Source organism: Nocardia yamanashiensis NBRC 100130 (assembly GCF_001613325.1).
Lineage (GTDB): Bacteria > Actinomycetota > Actinomycetes > Mycobacteriales > Mycobacteriaceae > Nocardia > Nocardia yamanashiensis.
In genome coordinates, this window is record NZ_BDCD01000039.1 from 64,665 (window position 1) to 78,987 (window position 14,323).

A 14,323-nucleotide genomic window follows, 5' to 3' on the forward strand; every position below is an offset into this window, starting at 1 on the left:
ATCGAGGGTAGACGAATTCCTATCGATCGGAGAGTTTCATCCATGGATCGTCCACGTCGCGATGGCTTGAATGGGAGGCGCAGGTAAGCAGCACATTCCCGATCAGGAGGAAATACCTTGTCGTACAACGGCATCGACAGCGAACCCGCCCGTACCGCGCTGGTCGTCGTCGCACACCACCGCGCCGATTCCCTGACCGCCCACCTCGCCCGCCGCACCGTCGCCCAGCTCGAGCGCGAGGGCTACACCGTCGACCTGCTGGACCTGCGCGCCGAAGGCTTCGACGCGCGAATGAACACCGAGGACCAGCCGGACTGGGGCAATCGCGAGAAGCGCTACTCCGAGGAAACCGAAGCGCACATGCGCCGAATCCTGGCCGCCGACATCGTGATCGCCGTCTTCCCCGTCTACTGGCTGCACCTGCCCGCCCTGCTCAAGGGCTGGATCGACCGCGTCTGGAACTACGGCTTCGCCTACGGTCGCAGCAAACCCCGCCTGGCCGGCAAACGCATGCTCTGGCTCGGCCTCGCCGGCGCGGCCGCCGACGACGTCATAGTCGAAGTAATGCAGCAAACCCTCGAAGGTTCCCTCAACCTCGGCATCGCCTACTACTGCGGCTTCACCCACTCCGCCGTCGGCCTCCTCCCCGACGCCGAGGAACGCCGCCAGCGCCTCGACGCCAACGGCCAACTCCTCTTCGACCCCGTAACCGCCGGCGCCGAACGCGAAGCCCAATACACGGCGCTGGAAGCCAAGGCCGAAGCCTTCGTCACCGAATTCCTAGCCGCAGACCAAGTTCCCGCCTAGCCCGCCGACCGCTGAGACCTAGAGCCCCGGGGTCTCCCCGCCGAGAGGTTCGCGCCTGTCCCCCCAAGGAGTCTCAGACATCTCCCACACGGGAGTCTCTCGCACAGGGAGTTTCGGCCCCTAGGGCTCGAACCGGGGGCTCGAACCGGGGGCTCGGCCCAGGGACTCAGCCCAGTGGCTCAGCGTCAGGGGCCTATAGGCTCCCCTCCCAAGGGGTTTCAGGGGTGAAACCCCTGAGAGTCCCGAGAGTTGGCTCTACCAGGCCTTTCCGGTGATGAGCTCGTAGGCCTGGGCGTACTTGGCGCGGGTCGCGGCGACCACGTCGGCGGGGATCTCGGGGCCCGGGTATTCCTTGTTCCAGCCGGTCGAGGTCGACCAGTCGCGGACGAACTGCTTGTCGAAGGAGGGCTGGACGCGGCCCGGCTCGTACTGGTCGGCGGGCCAGAAGCGGGAGGAGTCGGAGGTCAGGACTTCGTCGCCGAGGGTGAGATTGTCACCGTCCCAACCGAATTCGACCTTGGTGTCGGCGATGATCACCCCGCGCGCGGCGGCGTGCTCCGCACCCCGGGTGTACACCTGGAGGGTCAGATCGCGCAGCTGCTCGGCGATCTCCTTCCCCTCCTGATTCACCACATCCTCGAAGGTGATGGGCTCGTCGTGCCCCGCATCGGCCTTGGTGGTGGGCGTGAAGATGGGCTCGGGCAGCTTGGACCCTTCGACCAGTCCGGGCGGCAAGGCGACCCCGGACACCGATCCGGTCCGCTCGTACTCCTTCAGCCCGCCACCGGTCAGGTACCCGCGCGCGATGCACTCGACCTTCACCATCTTCAGCGGCTTCACCCGCACCCCGCGCCCCGCGAACTCGGCGGGCACATCGGTGGTGGACAGGATGTGGTTGGGCACATCGGAGAAGTACTCGAACCACCAGTTCGAGAGCTGGGTGAGCATCGCCCCCTTGTCCGGGATGGGCGTCGGCAGCACCACGTCGTACACCGACACCCGATCGGACGCGACCAGGATCAGCGAATCGCCGTCCTCGTAGAGATCGCGCACCTTACCGGCGTGGATGTGCTTCAACGGTCCTCCTCGAACTGGGCGCGATCGCGCGACTGGCTGCCACGCACACCCTACCGACCTGCTCGAACCGGCCCGCACCCGCCAACCCGGCCGACGTGGCAAGCTGGGCAAGTCGCACGGCAGCAGTTCTCCGAGAGTTAAGGAGCCCCCTTGTCAGCACCGAATCTCACCCGCGAGCAGGCGATCCAACGCGCCGCGACGGTCCAGGTGGAGAACTACCGGGTCGAATTGGATCTGACCGGGCAGCCCACCGGCCCCGACGCGGTGACGACCGGTACCTTCCACTCGCGCTCGACGGTCACCTTCACCGCCACCCCGGGTGCGCAGACCTTCATCGATCTGGTGGGTGCGGGCGTGCGGTCCGCGGTGCTCAACGGCGTGGCGCTGGACGTCAGTGAGTACGACGAGTCGCAGGGCATCACGCTGCCGAACCTGGCCGCCAGCAACGAACTGGTCGTCGACGCCGACTGCGAGTACTCCAACACCGGTGAGGGCCTGCACCGCTTCATCGACCCGACCGACAACAAGGTCTACCTGTACTCGCAGTTCGAGACGGCCGACTGCAAGCGCATGTTCGCCTGCTTCGATCAGCCGGATCTGAAGGCCACCTACGACATCATCGCCACCGCGCCGGAGGACTGGGAGGTCATCTCCAACGGTGCGGTCATCGACACCCACCGGGTCGGCGCGACCATCCGCCACACCTTCGCCACCACCCCGCGCATGAGCACCTATCTGGTCGCCATGATCGCCGGGCCGTACGCGAAATGGACCGACACCTACACCGATTCGCACGGCGAGATCCCGCTCGGCATCTACTGCCGTGCCTCGCTGGCCGAATTCATGGACGCCGAACGGCTTTTCACCGAAACCAAGCAGGGCTTCGGCTTCTATCACACCAATTTCGGTGTGCCGTATGCCTTCGGCAAGTACGACCAGTTGTTCGTGCCCGAATTCAACGCGGGCGCAATGGAGAACGCGGGCGCGGTCACCTTCCTCGAAGATTATGTGTTCCGCTCCAAGGTGACTCGAGCGTCCTATGAGCGCCGCTGCGAGACCGTGCTGCACGAGATGGCGCACATGTGGTTCGGCGACCTGGTCACCATGAAGTGGTGGGACGACCTGTGGCTGAACGAGTCCTTCGCCACCTTCGCCTCGGTGCTGTGCCAGGTCGGCGCCACCGAATACGAGAATGCCTGGACCACGTTCGCCAATGTCGAGAAGTCCTGGGCGTACCGGCAGGATCAGCTGCCCTCCACCCATCCGATCGCGGCGGACATCCCGGATCTGGCGGCGGTCGAGGTCAACTTCGACGGCATCACCTATGCCAAGGGCGCTTCGGTGCTGAAACAGCTGGTGGCGTACGTGGGGCTGGAGCCGTTCCTGGCCGGCCTGCGCGACTACTTCACCGAACACGCTTACGGCAACGCCACTTTCGACGATCTGGTGGGCGCACTGGAGAAGGCGTCCGGACGCGATCTGTCGGACTGGGGCGCGCAGTGGCTCAAGACCACCGGCCTGAACATTCTGCGGCCCGAGTTCACCGTGGACGCCGACGGCAAGTTCACCTCGTTCACCGTGGTGCAGGGCGGAGCGGAACCGGGCGCGGGTGAGCGGCGCGTGCATCGTATCGCCGTCGGCGTGTACGACGAGCAGGACGGCAAGCTGGTGCGCACCGAGCGCGTCGAGCTGGACGTCGAGGCCGCCGAGCGCACCGAAGTGCCCGCGCTGGTGGGTGTTTCGCGCGGCAAGCTGGTGCTGGTCAACGACGACGACCTCACCTACTGCTCGCTGCGGCTGGACGCCGACTCGCTCGACACCGTGGTGGCGCGCATCGCCGATATCGCCGAACCGCTGCCGCGCACGCTGTGCTGGTCGGCGGCCTGGGAGATGACCCGGCAGGCCGAGATGAAGGCCCGTGACTTCGTGGCGCTGGTGCAGCGCGGGGTGGGCGCAGAAACCGAGATCGGTGTGGTGCAACGACTGCTGATGCAGGCGCACACCGCGCTGTCCTCGTACGCCGATCCGGCTTGGGCGGCGGCGACCGGCTGGCCGGAGTTCGCGGACCGGCTCCTGGAGCTGGCGCGCGCCGCCGGACCGGGTTCGGATCATCAGCTGGCGTTCGTCAACGCGCTCACCGGGGCGCTGCTCTCGGAACAGCACGTGCAGGTGCTGAAGCAGCTGCTGGCCGGCGATCCGCAGGGCGTGGGACTCGCGGGGCTGACCGTGGACACCGATCTGCGCTGGCGGGTCACGCAGGCTCTCGCCGCGGCGGGGTCCATCGACTCCGACGGTGTCGAATCGCCCTTGATCGACGCCGAATTGGAGCGGGACAACACCGCCGCCGGTCGCCGTCAGGCCGCCGCCGCGGCCACCGCCCGCCCGCAGGCCGAGGTCAAGGCGAGCGCCTGGGCCACCGTGATGGAGGACGATTCGGTCGCCAACATCACCACCCGCGCCATCGTCACCGGATTCGCGCCGGTCGGCCAGGCCGAACTGCTCACCCCCTACGTCGAACGCTACTTCGCCGAAGTGGCCGACGTCTGGGAGCGCCGCTCCAGCGAGGTCGCCCAGACCGTCGTGGTCGGCCTCTACCCGCACTGGGCCGTCACCGAGGAAGCCGTCGCCGTCGCCGACAAGTTCCTCGCCGGCGACCACCCGCCGGCCCTGCGCCGCCTCGTCGTCGAGGGCAAGGCGGGCATCGAGCGCTCCCTGCGCGCCCGCGCCTTCGACCAGGCGTAACAGCAAGTCCCGCAGGCCCCTTCCGGATCCCCGGAAGGGGCCTGCGGGCTTTCTCGAATACGCCCTTGTACCAGCGGTTTTCCTCACGCTGCTGTGAGCGGATCTGCTGTGAGCAGCGTGGCGCGAGATTCGGGGCTCCGGTCATGCACGGTGAATGCATGACAGAGAAGCAGACGCCGATGTTCAACTGGCGCACCAGAGAACAGCTCTTCGGTCGCCGCGTCCTGGTACTGGACGGCGGCCTGGACGACGACAACGGCACGCTGCTCATGACGCAGCTGCTCACCCTCGCCGCGGAGGATTCCGAAACCCCGATCTCGCTGTGGATCCACTCCCCCGGCGGCTCGGTCCCCGCCATGCTCGCCATTCGCGACGTGATGCGGCTGATCCCCTGCGAGGTCTCCACCCTCGCCCTCGGATTGGCCTGCAGCGCCGGGCAATTCCTGCTCTCCTCCGGCACCCCCGGCCGCCGCTTCGCCCTCCCGCACGCCCGCATCCTCATGCATCAGGGTTCGGCGGGCATCGGCGGCAGCGCGGTCGAGGTCGAGGTGCAGGCCGACGATCTGCGCTACACCGTGCAGACCGTGCTGGGCCTCATCGCCGCCGACACCGGGCAGCCCTTCGACCAGATCTACGAGGATTCGCTGCACGATCGCTGGTTCACCGCCGAGCAGGCCCGCGAATACGGCTTCATCGACGGCATCGTCGACGACTTCCGCCAGGTCGTTCCCCAGCGTCACAAGGTAGGTATCTCATGACCAGCTACACCATCCCCAATGTGATCGCCTCCTCGCCGCGCGGCGAACGCATCATGGACGTCTACTCGCATCTGCTCACCGAGCGCATCGTCTATCTGGGCACGCCCATCGACTCCGGGGTGGCGAACGCGCTGATCGCCCAGCTCCTGCACCTCGACGCCGAGGGGGCGGGCCAGGAGATCAACCTCTACATCAACTGCGAGGGCGGCGACCTGTCGGCCATGCTCGCCATCTACGACACCATGCAGCACATCTCGTCGCCCGTCGTCACGACCTGTGTGGGCCAGGCGATCGCGGTGGGCGCGGTCCTGCTCGCCGGGGGCGCGAAAGGCCGCCGCTCCATGCTCCCCCACGCCCGAATCGTCCTGCACCAGCCCGCGACTCGCGGCCAGGGCACCATCCCCGACCTGATCCTGGTGGCCGATGAAATCGTCCGCATGCGCGCCGAAATCGAAGCCATCCTGACCAAACACACCGGCCAGTCCCCCGAAACGCTCCGCCGCGACACCGATCGCGACCGCGTCTTCACCGCCGAAACCGCCCTGAGCTACGGCCTGGTGGACCAGGTCCTCGGCCCCCGCGACTGACCGAAACGGCCGCCGCCGCAACAGCCCTCGAATCACCGAGGCTGTTGCGGCACTACGGTCCGGTCTGCGGTAATACTGTCAGGCCAGCGGCGATACCGTCAGGCCGCCAAGGCCAGCAGAACGGGCATACCCTCGAGGCGCGGAACGGCCACGCTGAGCGAAGCGGCCATCCGCTGACGCCGCAGTTCACCGGCAACCTGCTCGATGAGCCCACCCAGATCGGTGCCGAGCGCACCGGCCAGCGCGGCGATCATCTCGCTCGAGGGTTCCTTGCGCCCGCGCTCCACCTCGGACAGGTACTGCGGCGAGATCCCCGCGCGCGCAGCCGTTTCGGCCAGCTTCTCGCCGTGCTCCTGCCGCAGCGACCGCAAACGCTCACCGAGCACCTCCCGCCACAGCGGCTCGCGCACGGTGCGCGACGGCGGCACCCGGCGCAGGGCGCGGCGGGGCTCGGCGGTCCCGGACGAGGTGGGTTCCTCGCGCCGGATCGGCTCGGGGACCGCTTCCAGTCGTGGTGCGCGCGCGGCATCCACGCGTCCGCCGGGCAGGGCCTGAAGTCGCGGGTGCTCGGACATCTTCCGAGCCTAAGGCCGGGCGGTCCGCACCCGCGCGCTCTTACGCTCTGGGCGTACAAGCCGAACGCGAAAACGACGCACCCCTCCCGGCGAACCGGAAGGGGTGGAAGACAGCAAGGGGTTCGGGGGCGGCAGCCCCCGAGAGTCCCCGAGAGTTCCGGGCGAACTACACCCGGCCGATGGCCGCGGCCATCACGCGCACGGCCGAAACCAGTCCGTCGATCAGCTCACCCTGACGGAAGGAGCTGAGGGCGGCGGTGGCGCCGAGCTGGCAGACCCGGTCGTTGGCGCGCTCGGCGACATCGCTGCCGGAACGCACCTCGACGGCCTTGGCATTGGGGTCCACGGCGATGAGCACCGAACGCTCGGCCTCCGGGGTGGCCGGGAACAGCGCGTCCGCGCCGGCGCCGGTGTCCGCGCCCAGGTCACCGATGTAGATGTTGAACCGCACCTTGGTGGCGCGAGTCGCCTCGGTGAGCGCATTGTCCATGATCAGCCGCTCGCGATCGGTGAACGGAACCTCGGCGAAGATATCGCCGGCCTCGTGCACACCGGACACGCGCCCGCTGGTGGTGATGGCGTAGCCGTGCGGTAGGTCGGCGGCATTCACCGCGGGCCAATTAGAACTTGCCACTTGCCCGGCCTCCGATCAGGTCCGCCGCGGCGGATTCGATTGCCGCATGGTTGCCATGCGACGAGTCAGCTCCGTGGTGGCCGGCACCGGTCACCTCGTCGGTTGCGCTCCACAGCACCGGCGGCTCGGTCCACTTCTGACCGAGGGAGAAATGGGCCGGCTTCTTGCCGGGCAGCGGCTTGCCGAGGAACGACAACCCGGCGATCACCAGATAGATCGCAAGCGGGATGCCGACATAGATCAGCACTGTCTGGAGAATGCTCACGGCTCAACGGTAATCGATGGGCGAGCGTCTACGACGACCGGTAGCGGACTGTGATCACGTGTCGTTACCAAACGTTTCAGATCAGCCAGGCCGTGGAGTTTGCCGGAAGTTTTCTCGCGCTAATCGGCGCGCTCGCCAGCAACACCTCGCCCGCGGGCAACAGGATCGGGGCATCGGTCGCGTTCAGCACGCACAGCAGCCCGCCGGCACGCCGGAAGGCCAGGCAGCCCGCCGGCGAGCCGTACCACTCCAGCCCCGCACCCGCGAATTCCGGCCTGGTCGCCCGCAATTCGATGGCCATGCGATACAGCGACAGCATCGAGTCCAGGCGCTCGAGCTGCTGTTCCACGGTGACCTGCGCCCACTGCGCCGGGATCGGCAGCCACGAATTCCCGGTGGTGAAACCGAACGGCGGTTGCGCGCCCTCCCACGGCAGCGGCACCCGGCAGCCGTCGCGACCGCGTTCGGTGTGCCCGGACCGCTCCCAGGTCGGATCCTGCAAGACCGCCTCGGGTAGGTCGTCCACGTTCGGCAGGCCCAATTCCGCACCGTTGTAGACGAATACGGCCCCTGGCAGCGCCAGCTCCAGCAGCACCATGGCCCGGGCCCGCGCCTGCCCCACCGCGCCGCCGCCGTAGCGGGTGACCTCGCGCTCGATATCGTGATTGGACAGCGTCCAGGTGGGACTGGCCCCGACCTCGGCCACCGCGTGCAGCGAATTGTCCACGGCCGCCCGGATCTTGGTGGCGTCGAAGGCGGTCTCGGCGAGCCGGAAGTTGAACGCCATATGCAGTTCGTCGGCGCGCAGGTATTCGCCGAAGCGGACATTGTCGTCCACCCAGACCTCGCCGATGGACACCACGTTCGGGTACTCGTCCATCACCTTGCGCAGGCGGCGGTGGATTTCGTGCACGCCCGGATTGTTGAAGCGCGGGTCGTTGTCGTCGTGCACCAGCATGCGGGTGTCGATCCTGGTCATATCGGGCAAGCCATCGGGTTTGGCCATGCCGTGCGCGACGTCGATGCGGAAACCGTCGATCCCGCGATCCAGCCAGAACCGCATGGTCTGCTCGAAATCGAGTGCGACTTCGGGGTTCTCCCAGTTCAGATCGGGCTGCTCGGGCGCGAAGATGTGCAGATACCACTGCCCCGGTCTGCCGTCGGCCTCGGTGACGCGAGTCCAGGCCGGGCCGCCGAAGATGCTGGGCCAGTTGTTCGGCGGCTGCGCGCCGTCCGGGCCGCGGCCGTCGCGGAAGATGTAGCGGGCGCGCTCCGGACTGCCGGGCGCGGCGGCCAGGGCCTGCCGGAACCACACGTGCTGATCGCTGGTGTGGTTCGGCACCAGGTCCATGGTGACCCGGATCTGCCGGTCGTGCGCCTCCGCGATGACCTCGTCCAGGGCGGCCAGACCACCGAAGAGCGGGTCGATATCGCGCGGATCGGACACGTCGTAGCCGCCGTCCGCCATCGGCGAGCGCATGACCGGGCAGATCCACAGGGCATCGACGCCGAGCAGTTCCAGATAGCCCAGCTTCTCGCGCAATCCACCCAGATCGCCCACGCCGTCGCCATCGGAATCGGCGAAGGAACGCGGGTACACCTGATAGAACACGGCGTTTCGCCACCACGGCGCGGGCTGCGCCGATACGGTCCCCGACCCGGCGGAAATCTCAGTCACAGCCGTAATGGTGCCAAAGCAGACCGACCTGTGCGTGCACCTCCGCGACAGTTGTCCAGATTCAGCAAATCATCAGTAGCCGAGCTGGGAAAACGGAAACCCTCTGGGCTGCTACGACTTCTGCGAAACGAATTCAGAAGGGTGAGTTCATGAGCGAATTCGCGGCCATCTCGAAGTAATCGAGCAACTGCTTGCGATGGGCGTCGTCGAGCACCTCGGGTTCGATCTCCGCCACCGCGATGTGCATGGCGCGCAACCAGGCGTCACGCTCGATCGGGCCGACCTTGAACGGGTGATGCCGCATGCGCAGCCGCGGATGCCCGCGCTCCTCGCCGTAGGTCCGCGGGCCGCCCCAGTACTGCTCCAGGAACATCCGCAAGCGCCGCTCGGCCGGACCCAGATCCGCCTCCGGATACAGCGGCCGCAGCACCTCGTCGTCCTTCACCTCGCGATAGAAGGCCGCCACGATCCGCTCGAACGTGTCGGCGCCGCCCACTTCCGCGTAGAACGATGTCGCCTGCTGCTCACCCGAAGTCACGCCCTCATTCTGCCTGGAACCCGCCGACCCGGCCCGCGGGGCACCCCTTCCGGCCCGGATTTCCCCAGGTGGCGGAACCGTCATGTCGTGTTCACCCGAATGTGCTGTGCAATGTGCGAAATCACCGTGCAATCTGGTGATATCCATGGTCAACTGGGTGGCAGTCTGCCGAGATACCACATAATCGGACGAATACGAATTCGGGGTATGGCCCATGAAGCAGCGGCACGGCGCTCGCGAAGCGCGGACACATCGACAACTCCAGCCCGCCGACGTCCACAATCGTGGGTCGGGGGCTACTCCGCTGCACATCTTGTCCGAGCATTCTCGTCCCGATCATCACTCGGGTACCCATCCCGAGCATTCTCATCCGGGCCCGGCTCATCCGCCCGAAACTCCCAGCGTCCCCTCGTGGGCCAAGCGTCGCGTCCTGCTGCTGAACGCCACCTACGAACCGCTCACCGCCCTGTCCGCGCGCCGCGCCATCGTGCTGCTGATCTGCGACAAGGCCGATACGGTGCACGACAATCCCGAAGGCCCGGTGGTGCATTCGGCCGGCACCTCGGTGGCCTTGCCCTCGGTCATCCGACTACGCACCTACGTGCGTGTCCCCTACCGCGCCCGCGTGCCGATGACCCGTGCGGCGCTCATGCATCGCGACCGATATCGCTGCGCCTACTGCGGCGGCAAGGCCGAGACCATCGACCACGTGATCCCGCGCAGCCGCGGCGGCGCGCACTCGTGGGAGAACTGCGTGGCCTCCTGCGCGCCGTGCAATCACCGCAAGGCCGACAAGCTGCTGAGCGAGCTCGGCTGGGCCATCCATCACCCGATGGTCGCCCCCAAGGGCCCGCACTGGCGGCTGCTGTCCGCCAGCTCCGAACTGGACCCGACCTGGCTGCAATACCTCGGCGAGGGCGCGGCGTGATCAGCTGTATTCGCTGACCAGCACCGCCCAGGTGCCCGGTTCCAGGGCGTCGAAGATGTGCGGCATGTCCCCGGGGTAGCAGATGTAGTCGCCGGGTGAGAGTTCGACGGGTGCGTCGGTGGGGCCGACCTTGGCGCGGCCCGCGCACAGCACGACGTGCTCGACGACGCCGCGGGCGTGCGGCTCGGAGTCGCGCGGATGGCCGGGTTCGGCGGTGAGCCGGTAGATATCGCGGCGGGCGGTGGCCGGTGCGGCCGCCAGGAGTGTGATTCGATACTCTGCCTGGGCGGACGCTAGCGCCGCACCCTCACCGGCACGGATGACCTGGACCTGCGGACTCGGCGGATCCAGCAGCCGCGAGAACGGCACGTCCAGCGCCACGCACAGCGCCCACAAGGTTTCGATGCTCGGATTCCCGGAGCCCGATTCCAATTGCGACAGTGTGGATTTCGCGATTCCGGCGCGGCGGGCGACCTCGGTCAGCGACAGCCCGGCAGTGGCGCGTTCCCGGCGCAGGGCAGCGGCTATCGCCTGTTGCGGCGGCGCGGGCGCAGGGCTTTCGTGCTCGGTCATAACGGCTTCACAGCGTACCGGGCCGAAGACGAAGGTCTTTGACGAACCCGTCCCAATGTGTTCATTATATGAGTCATGCGTTCGATATGGCGAACACTCGATCGGAGTGTACTCACGGGAATCGCGGCGATCTGCCTAGCGGTCGCCATGATCGGCATCTCCTACGGCGCGACGGCCGTCACCGCGGGCTTCCCCGTGTGGCTGCCCGTGCTGCTCAGCACCGCCGTCGTGGCCGGCGGCTCGGAATTCGTCTTCATCGGCATCCTCACCGGCGGCGGCAGCCTGGTCGCCGCCGTGCTGGCGGGCCTGCTGGTCAATGCCCGGCACCTCCCCTACGGCCTGTCCGTGCCCGATGTGGTCGGCACCGGCTGGCGGCGGCTGGTCGCCACCCACGTCATGAACGACGAATCCGTCGCCATGGCCATGGCCCAGCCCGACCGCGATCGCCGCCGCGCCGCCTACTGGCTCTGCGGCCTGGCCGTCCTGGCCGCCTGGCCGCTCGGCGCGGCCCTCGGCGCGGTCCTGGGGTCGATCGTGCCCAACCCCAACGCTTTCGGCCTGGACGCGGTGTTCCCGGCGGTACTGATCACCCTGGTACTCCCCGCCCTGCGCGAACCCCTCACCCGCACAGCCGCTCTCGCCGGAGCAGTGGTCGCGGCCGTCGCCACCCCGTTCCTGGGTGCCGGCCTGCCGGTCCTACTCGCCCTGACCGCCGTCCTGCTGGTCGCACACCGCGCCGCGCCTACGGACGCACAAACCGGAACCGCGTCGAACGAAGCCGCGCCCAGCGGGAGCACCAACGCATCGAAGGTGTTCGCTGAATCGGACGGTGCGTGCTCATGACGAAGGCGCTGCTCCTGGGGGCGTTCGCACTCGCGTTGGGCACGTTCGCTTTCCGCTTCGCGGGACCGGTGCTGCGCAATCGGGTGAAGGTGTCGCCGCGAGCGGTGCGGCTCATGGAGATCGCCTCGGTCGTGCTGTTGACCGCGCTGGTGGTCACCACATTGGTGCCCTCCCAGCACAGTCCGGTCGGTATCGCTCTGCCCGCGGGTGTGCTCGTCGCCGCCGTCCTGGCCTGGCGGCGAGCGCCGATTCTGCTCGTCCTTTTCGCCGCGGCCGTCACCACCGCGGGATTGCGCTACTTCGGGCTGTCCTGACCCACTGGGTGATCCGCCGCCCGGTTCAGCGGGCCAGCTGGCCGGCCAACCGGCTCCAGGCATCCTCGGCGTATTCCTCGCGGTAGGTGGCGCGGCCGGGATTGAGGAAGGCGTGCGGGGCCTCGTCGTAGACGACGATTTCGTGCTCGATGCCAATGTCGCCGAGGGTTTTCGCGATGCCGTCGCGGGCCGGGCCATCGATGAGGCCGTCCGCGCCGCCGAAGAAGAGCAGCACGCGGCCGGTGATGGCGGAGCTCAGTTCGATGGTGGGTTCGGGGGTGGAGAGCTGGATATCGGTGTTGGTCAGCCAGCCGGGGTAGAAGGCGGTGACGGAAGCTACCGGGAATTGGGTGGCGGCGTAGTAGGCGGCGTGGCCGCCCGCACTGAAGCCGATGAGGTGGGTAGCGGTGGCGCCGCGGCGGGTCAATTCGGCCAGGGCGGCGGCGAAATCGGCGCGGACCCCGTCCCGGGTCAGGGTGCGGAGCAGGGCGAGGCCGCGTTCGCGGTCTTCGGGGGTGAAGGCGAGATCCGCGCCAGGTTCGGCGCGGTGGAACAGGTCGGGCAGGATGACGATCGCGCCGAGGGCGGCGAGCCGGTCGGCGGTGGCGCGCATGGTGGGGTGCTGGCCGTAGATCTCGTGGGCCGCAATGACTCCGGGGTAAGCGCCGGCGGCGGTGGGGCGGGCGACGTACGCGCGCACGAGGGTGCCGTCGACGTCCAGTTCGATCCATTCGGTGGTGATGCCGAGACTGGTCATGCCGCCGAACGTACTGCGGCAGAGGAGGTTCGGCCAATCGAAAGAACTATGCCGGGCATCGAGATTCCGATGCCCGGCAGGCGGCGTTCGTCAGCTGGTGAGCAACGGCAGGGCCGAGCCGCGACGGCGGGCCACCGAGCCGTAGCGGGCGTCCAGGCGTAACCAGGTGCGGGCGGCGCGAACCCGGACTATCTCGTCGGCGGAGATACGGCGCGAGTCGGTCTTCTCGCCGCCGTGCGGGATGAAATCCATTGCGGCCAAAGCGAAGACGACCCGCATCGGCACCTCCACCTCTTCGCTGCCACTGGAGACGGTGAGCACCGTCTGATCCAGCAGGGCGGCGGGCGGGCCGTGCGAGGAACCGTGCTCCTGCGCCAATTCCGCGCCCCGCTCGGCCAATTCGACCAGCATGCGGGCGGGAACGTCGTCGACGTGGACGAAGCCGGTTTCCGGGGGCAGCGCGGTGCGCCAGGCCGAATCCATGGCATAGCCGAGACCGAAGGCGCTCCCGGAGCCGGGGGCGTGCAGGCCCGCCAGCACGGTGTCGGCGCCGACCGTCACATCGTCGGTGCCGAGCGTGGCCACCACGGTGCGCACCGCCAGGGCCTCGAAACCGGTGGTGGCCCAGGCGGATACGTAGTTCACGCCGCGACGGCGCAGGCGGACCACGGCCGCCGGGTCCAGGCGGATGGCGTGCGAGAGGAAGGTCGCCAGGTTCTCACGTTCCGCGGGGTCGGGAACGTGCAGGGTCAGGTCGCTCACGGGTGGCGGGCTCGGCTCAGTCGGCCAGCCACAGCGACAGGTAGTCGCGTTCTTCGGTGGTGAGGCGGCGCAGACGCTGGGTGTCGATGTCGAAGGCGGCCAGCTGGGTGGAGGCGAGCACCGCGGCCGGGGAGGCCGGGTCCGCGCCGGCGGCGCGGACCTCGTAGGCGACGGTGAAGTCCACGGCGCGCAACCGCTCGATCCACATGGACACGTCCAGCGGCGAGTCCTCGTGCCGCAGCTGACCCTTGTACTGCACGTGCAGGTCGGCGAGCACGCAGCCGGACCGCAGGCGCACGGTCGGCCGGTCGTCGGTGAACAGCCACGGAATGCGGGCTTCCTCCAGCAGGGTCACCATGCGGGCATGGTTGATGTGCTGGAAAGCATCCATATCGGACCAGCGCACCTCGACCTTGGTGTGGAAGCGCTTGGGCAGCACCGGGGTCTCCCCCAGTTCCACCAGTTCAGCTTTTCCATGGCCGTTC

Annotated in this window: 17 protein-coding genes; 7 read left to right on the forward strand and 10 right to left on the reverse strand. The window is 68.1% G+C overall.

Annotation, left to right across the window (positions count from 1 at the left end; translation table 11 throughout):
* The first annotated feature begins 117 nt into the window (after nucleotides 1-117).
* On the forward strand, nucleotides 118-807 hold the full coding sequence (locus tag NY1_RS35880) for an NAD(P)H oxidoreductase (RefSeq protein WP_067721615.1): 690 nt from the start codon (nucleotides 118-120) through the stop codon (nucleotides 805-807).
* Nucleotides 808-1,062: 255 nt separating this feature from the next.
* Here the strand turns inward: NY1_RS35880 and NY1_RS35885 are convergent, their stop codons facing one another.
* Nucleotides 1,063-1,884 carry a phosphoribosylaminoimidazolesuccinocarboxamide synthase gene (locus NY1_RS35885; RefSeq protein ID WP_067721616.1) on the reverse strand — a complete coding sequence of 274 codons (822 nt, stop codon included), beginning with the start codon at nucleotides 1,882-1,884 and terminating at the stop codon, nucleotides 1,063-1,065.
* A gap of 150 nt (nucleotides 1,885-2,034) precedes the next feature.
* Here NY1_RS35885 and pepN point away from each other — a divergent pair, with 150 nt between their 5' ends.
* The 3 genes from pepN (at nucleotide 2,035) to NY1_RS35900 (ending at nucleotide 5,971) form a co-directional block, all read left to right on the forward strand.
* On the forward strand, nucleotides 2,035-4,626 hold the full coding sequence (gene pepN, locus NY1_RS35890; RefSeq protein WP_067721617.1) for an aminopeptidase N: 2,592 nt from the start codon (nucleotides 2,035-2,037) through the stop codon (nucleotides 4,624-4,626).
* Nucleotides 4,627-4,784: 158 nt separating this feature from the next.
* Nucleotides 4,785-5,384: a ClpP family protease gene (locus tag NY1_RS35895; RefSeq protein ID WP_067721648.1), complete on the forward strand. Its 600-nt coding sequence runs from the start codon at nucleotides 4,785-4,787 to the stop codon at nucleotides 5,382-5,384.
* The gene (locus NY1_RS35900; RefSeq protein WP_067721618.1) at nucleotides 5,381-5,971 is read left to right on the forward strand and encodes a ClpP family protease; all 591 of its coding nucleotides are present in this window, start codon (nucleotides 5,381-5,383) and stop codon (nucleotides 5,969-5,971) included. The genes NY1_RS35895 and NY1_RS35900 overlap by 4 nt, the downstream gene beginning before the upstream one ends.
* Nucleotides 5,972-6,069: 98 nt before the next feature.
* Here NY1_RS35900 and NY1_RS35905 read toward each other — a convergent pair whose 3' ends face one another.
* The 5 genes from NY1_RS35905 to NY1_RS35925 form a co-directional block, all read right to left on the reverse strand.
* On the reverse strand, nucleotides 6,070-6,546 hold the full coding sequence (locus NY1_RS35905; protein ID WP_084535982.1) for a helix-turn-helix domain-containing protein: 477 nt from the start codon (nucleotides 6,544-6,546) through the stop codon (nucleotides 6,070-6,072).
* Between the two features lie 166 nt (nucleotides 6,547-6,712).
* Nucleotides 6,713-7,180, reverse strand: coding sequence for a DUF5130 domain-containing protein (locus NY1_RS35910; RefSeq protein WP_067721619.1), 468 nt, complete (start codon nucleotides 7,178-7,180; stop codon nucleotides 6,713-6,715).
* Complete coding sequence (ctaJ, locus tag NY1_RS35915) at nucleotides 7,167-7,445, reverse strand: aa3-type cytochrome oxidase subunit CtaJ (RefSeq protein ID WP_067721620.1); 279 nt, start codon at nucleotides 7,443-7,445, stop codon at nucleotides 7,167-7,169. Before ctaJ ends, NY1_RS35910 begins: the two co-directional genes overlap by 14 nt.
* A gap of 76 nt (nucleotides 7,446-7,521) precedes the next feature.
* Nucleotides 7,522-9,114: a glycoside hydrolase family 13 protein gene (locus NY1_RS35920; RefSeq protein WP_067721650.1), complete on the reverse strand. Its 1,593-nt coding sequence runs from the start codon at nucleotides 9,112-9,114 to the stop codon at nucleotides 7,522-7,524.
* Between the two features lie 142 nt (nucleotides 9,115-9,256).
* A complete protein-coding gene (locus tag NY1_RS35925; protein ID WP_067721621.1) occupies nucleotides 9,257-9,661 on the reverse strand; it encodes a globin in 405 nt (134 codons plus the stop codon).
* 214 nt (nucleotides 9,662-9,875) lie between these two features.
* On the opposite strand from NY1_RS35925, the gene NY1_RS35930 reads away from it, so the two are divergent.
* Nucleotides 9,876-10,589, forward strand: a complete 714-nt coding sequence (locus NY1_RS35930) for an HNH endonuclease (protein ID WP_174567252.1) — start codon at nucleotides 9,876-9,878, stop codon at nucleotides 10,587-10,589.
* On the opposite strand, the gene NY1_RS35935 is transcribed toward NY1_RS35930, so the two are convergent.
* The gene (locus NY1_RS35935; RefSeq protein ID WP_067721622.1) at nucleotides 10,590-11,162 is read right to left on the reverse strand and encodes a helix-turn-helix domain-containing protein; all 573 of its coding nucleotides are present in this window, start codon (nucleotides 11,160-11,162) and stop codon (nucleotides 10,590-10,592) included. It lies immediately after the preceding gene.
* 75 nt (nucleotides 11,163-11,237) lie between these two features.
* Between NY1_RS35935 and NY1_RS35940 the strand changes: the two genes are divergently transcribed.
* Nucleotides 11,238-12,005 (forward strand): AzlC family ABC transporter permease, encoded by a 768-nt coding sequence (locus tag NY1_RS35940; RefSeq protein ID WP_084535984.1) that lies wholly within the window; start codon nucleotides 11,238-11,240, stop codon nucleotides 12,003-12,005.
* A complete protein-coding gene (locus tag NY1_RS35945) occupies nucleotides 12,002-12,319 on the forward strand; it encodes an AzlD domain-containing protein (protein ID WP_067721623.1) in 318 nt (105 codons plus the stop codon). Before NY1_RS35940 ends, NY1_RS35945 begins: the two co-directional genes overlap by 4 nt.
* 25 nt (nucleotides 12,320-12,344) lie before the next feature.
* Here the strand turns inward: NY1_RS35945 and NY1_RS35950 are convergent, their stop codons facing one another.
* From NY1_RS35950 to NY1_RS35960, 3 genes are all read right to left on the reverse strand, one after another.
* The gene (locus NY1_RS35950; protein WP_067721624.1) at nucleotides 12,345-13,076 is read right to left on the reverse strand and encodes a dienelactone hydrolase family protein; all 732 of its coding nucleotides are present in this window, start codon (nucleotides 13,074-13,076) and stop codon (nucleotides 12,345-12,347) included.
* A 90-nt stretch (nucleotides 13,077-13,166) separates the two neighbouring features.
* Nucleotides 13,167-13,838 carry a DUF8185 domain-containing protein gene (locus NY1_RS35955; RefSeq protein WP_067721625.1) on the reverse strand — a complete coding sequence of 224 codons (672 nt, stop codon included), beginning with the start codon at nucleotides 13,836-13,838 and terminating at the stop codon, nucleotides 13,167-13,169.
* A gap of 16 nt (nucleotides 13,839-13,854) precedes the next feature.
* Entirely contained in the window at nucleotides 13,855-14,292 is a 438-nt protein-coding gene (locus NY1_RS35960) for an acyl-CoA thioesterase (protein ID WP_439956064.1), read from the reverse strand.
* Nucleotides 14,293-14,323: the final 31 nt, after the last annotated feature.

Coding starts and splice junctions, on each gene's coding strand:
- NY1_RS35895 (WP_067721648.1), top strand. CDS start 4,785: ATGACAGAGAAGCAGACGCCGATGTTCAACTGGCGCACCAGAGAACAG.
- NY1_RS35900 (WP_067721618.1), top strand. CDS start 5,381: ATGACCAGCTACACCATCCCCAATGTGATCGCCTCCTCGCCGCGCGGC.
- NY1_RS35905 (WP_084535982.1), bottom strand. CDS start 6,546: ATGTCCGAGCACCCGCGACTTCAGGCCCTGCCCGGCGGACGCGTGGAT.
- NY1_RS35930 (WP_174567252.1), top strand. CDS start 9,876: ATGAAGCAGCGGCACGGCGCTCGCGAAGCGCGGACACATCGACAACTC.
- NY1_RS35935 (WP_067721622.1), bottom strand. CDS start 11,162: ATGACCGAGCACGAAAGCCCTGCGCCCGCGCCGCCGCAACAGGCGATA.
- NY1_RS35940 (WP_084535984.1), top strand. CDS start 11,238: ATGCGTTCGATATGGCGAACACTCGATCGGAGTGTACTCACGGGAATC.
- NY1_RS35945 (WP_067721623.1), top strand. CDS start 12,002: ATGACGAAGGCGCTGCTCCTGGGGGCGTTCGCACTCGCGTTGGGCACG.
- NY1_RS35950 (WP_067721624.1), bottom strand. CDS start 13,076: ATGACCAGTCTCGGCATCACCACCGAATGGATCGAACTGGACGTCGAC.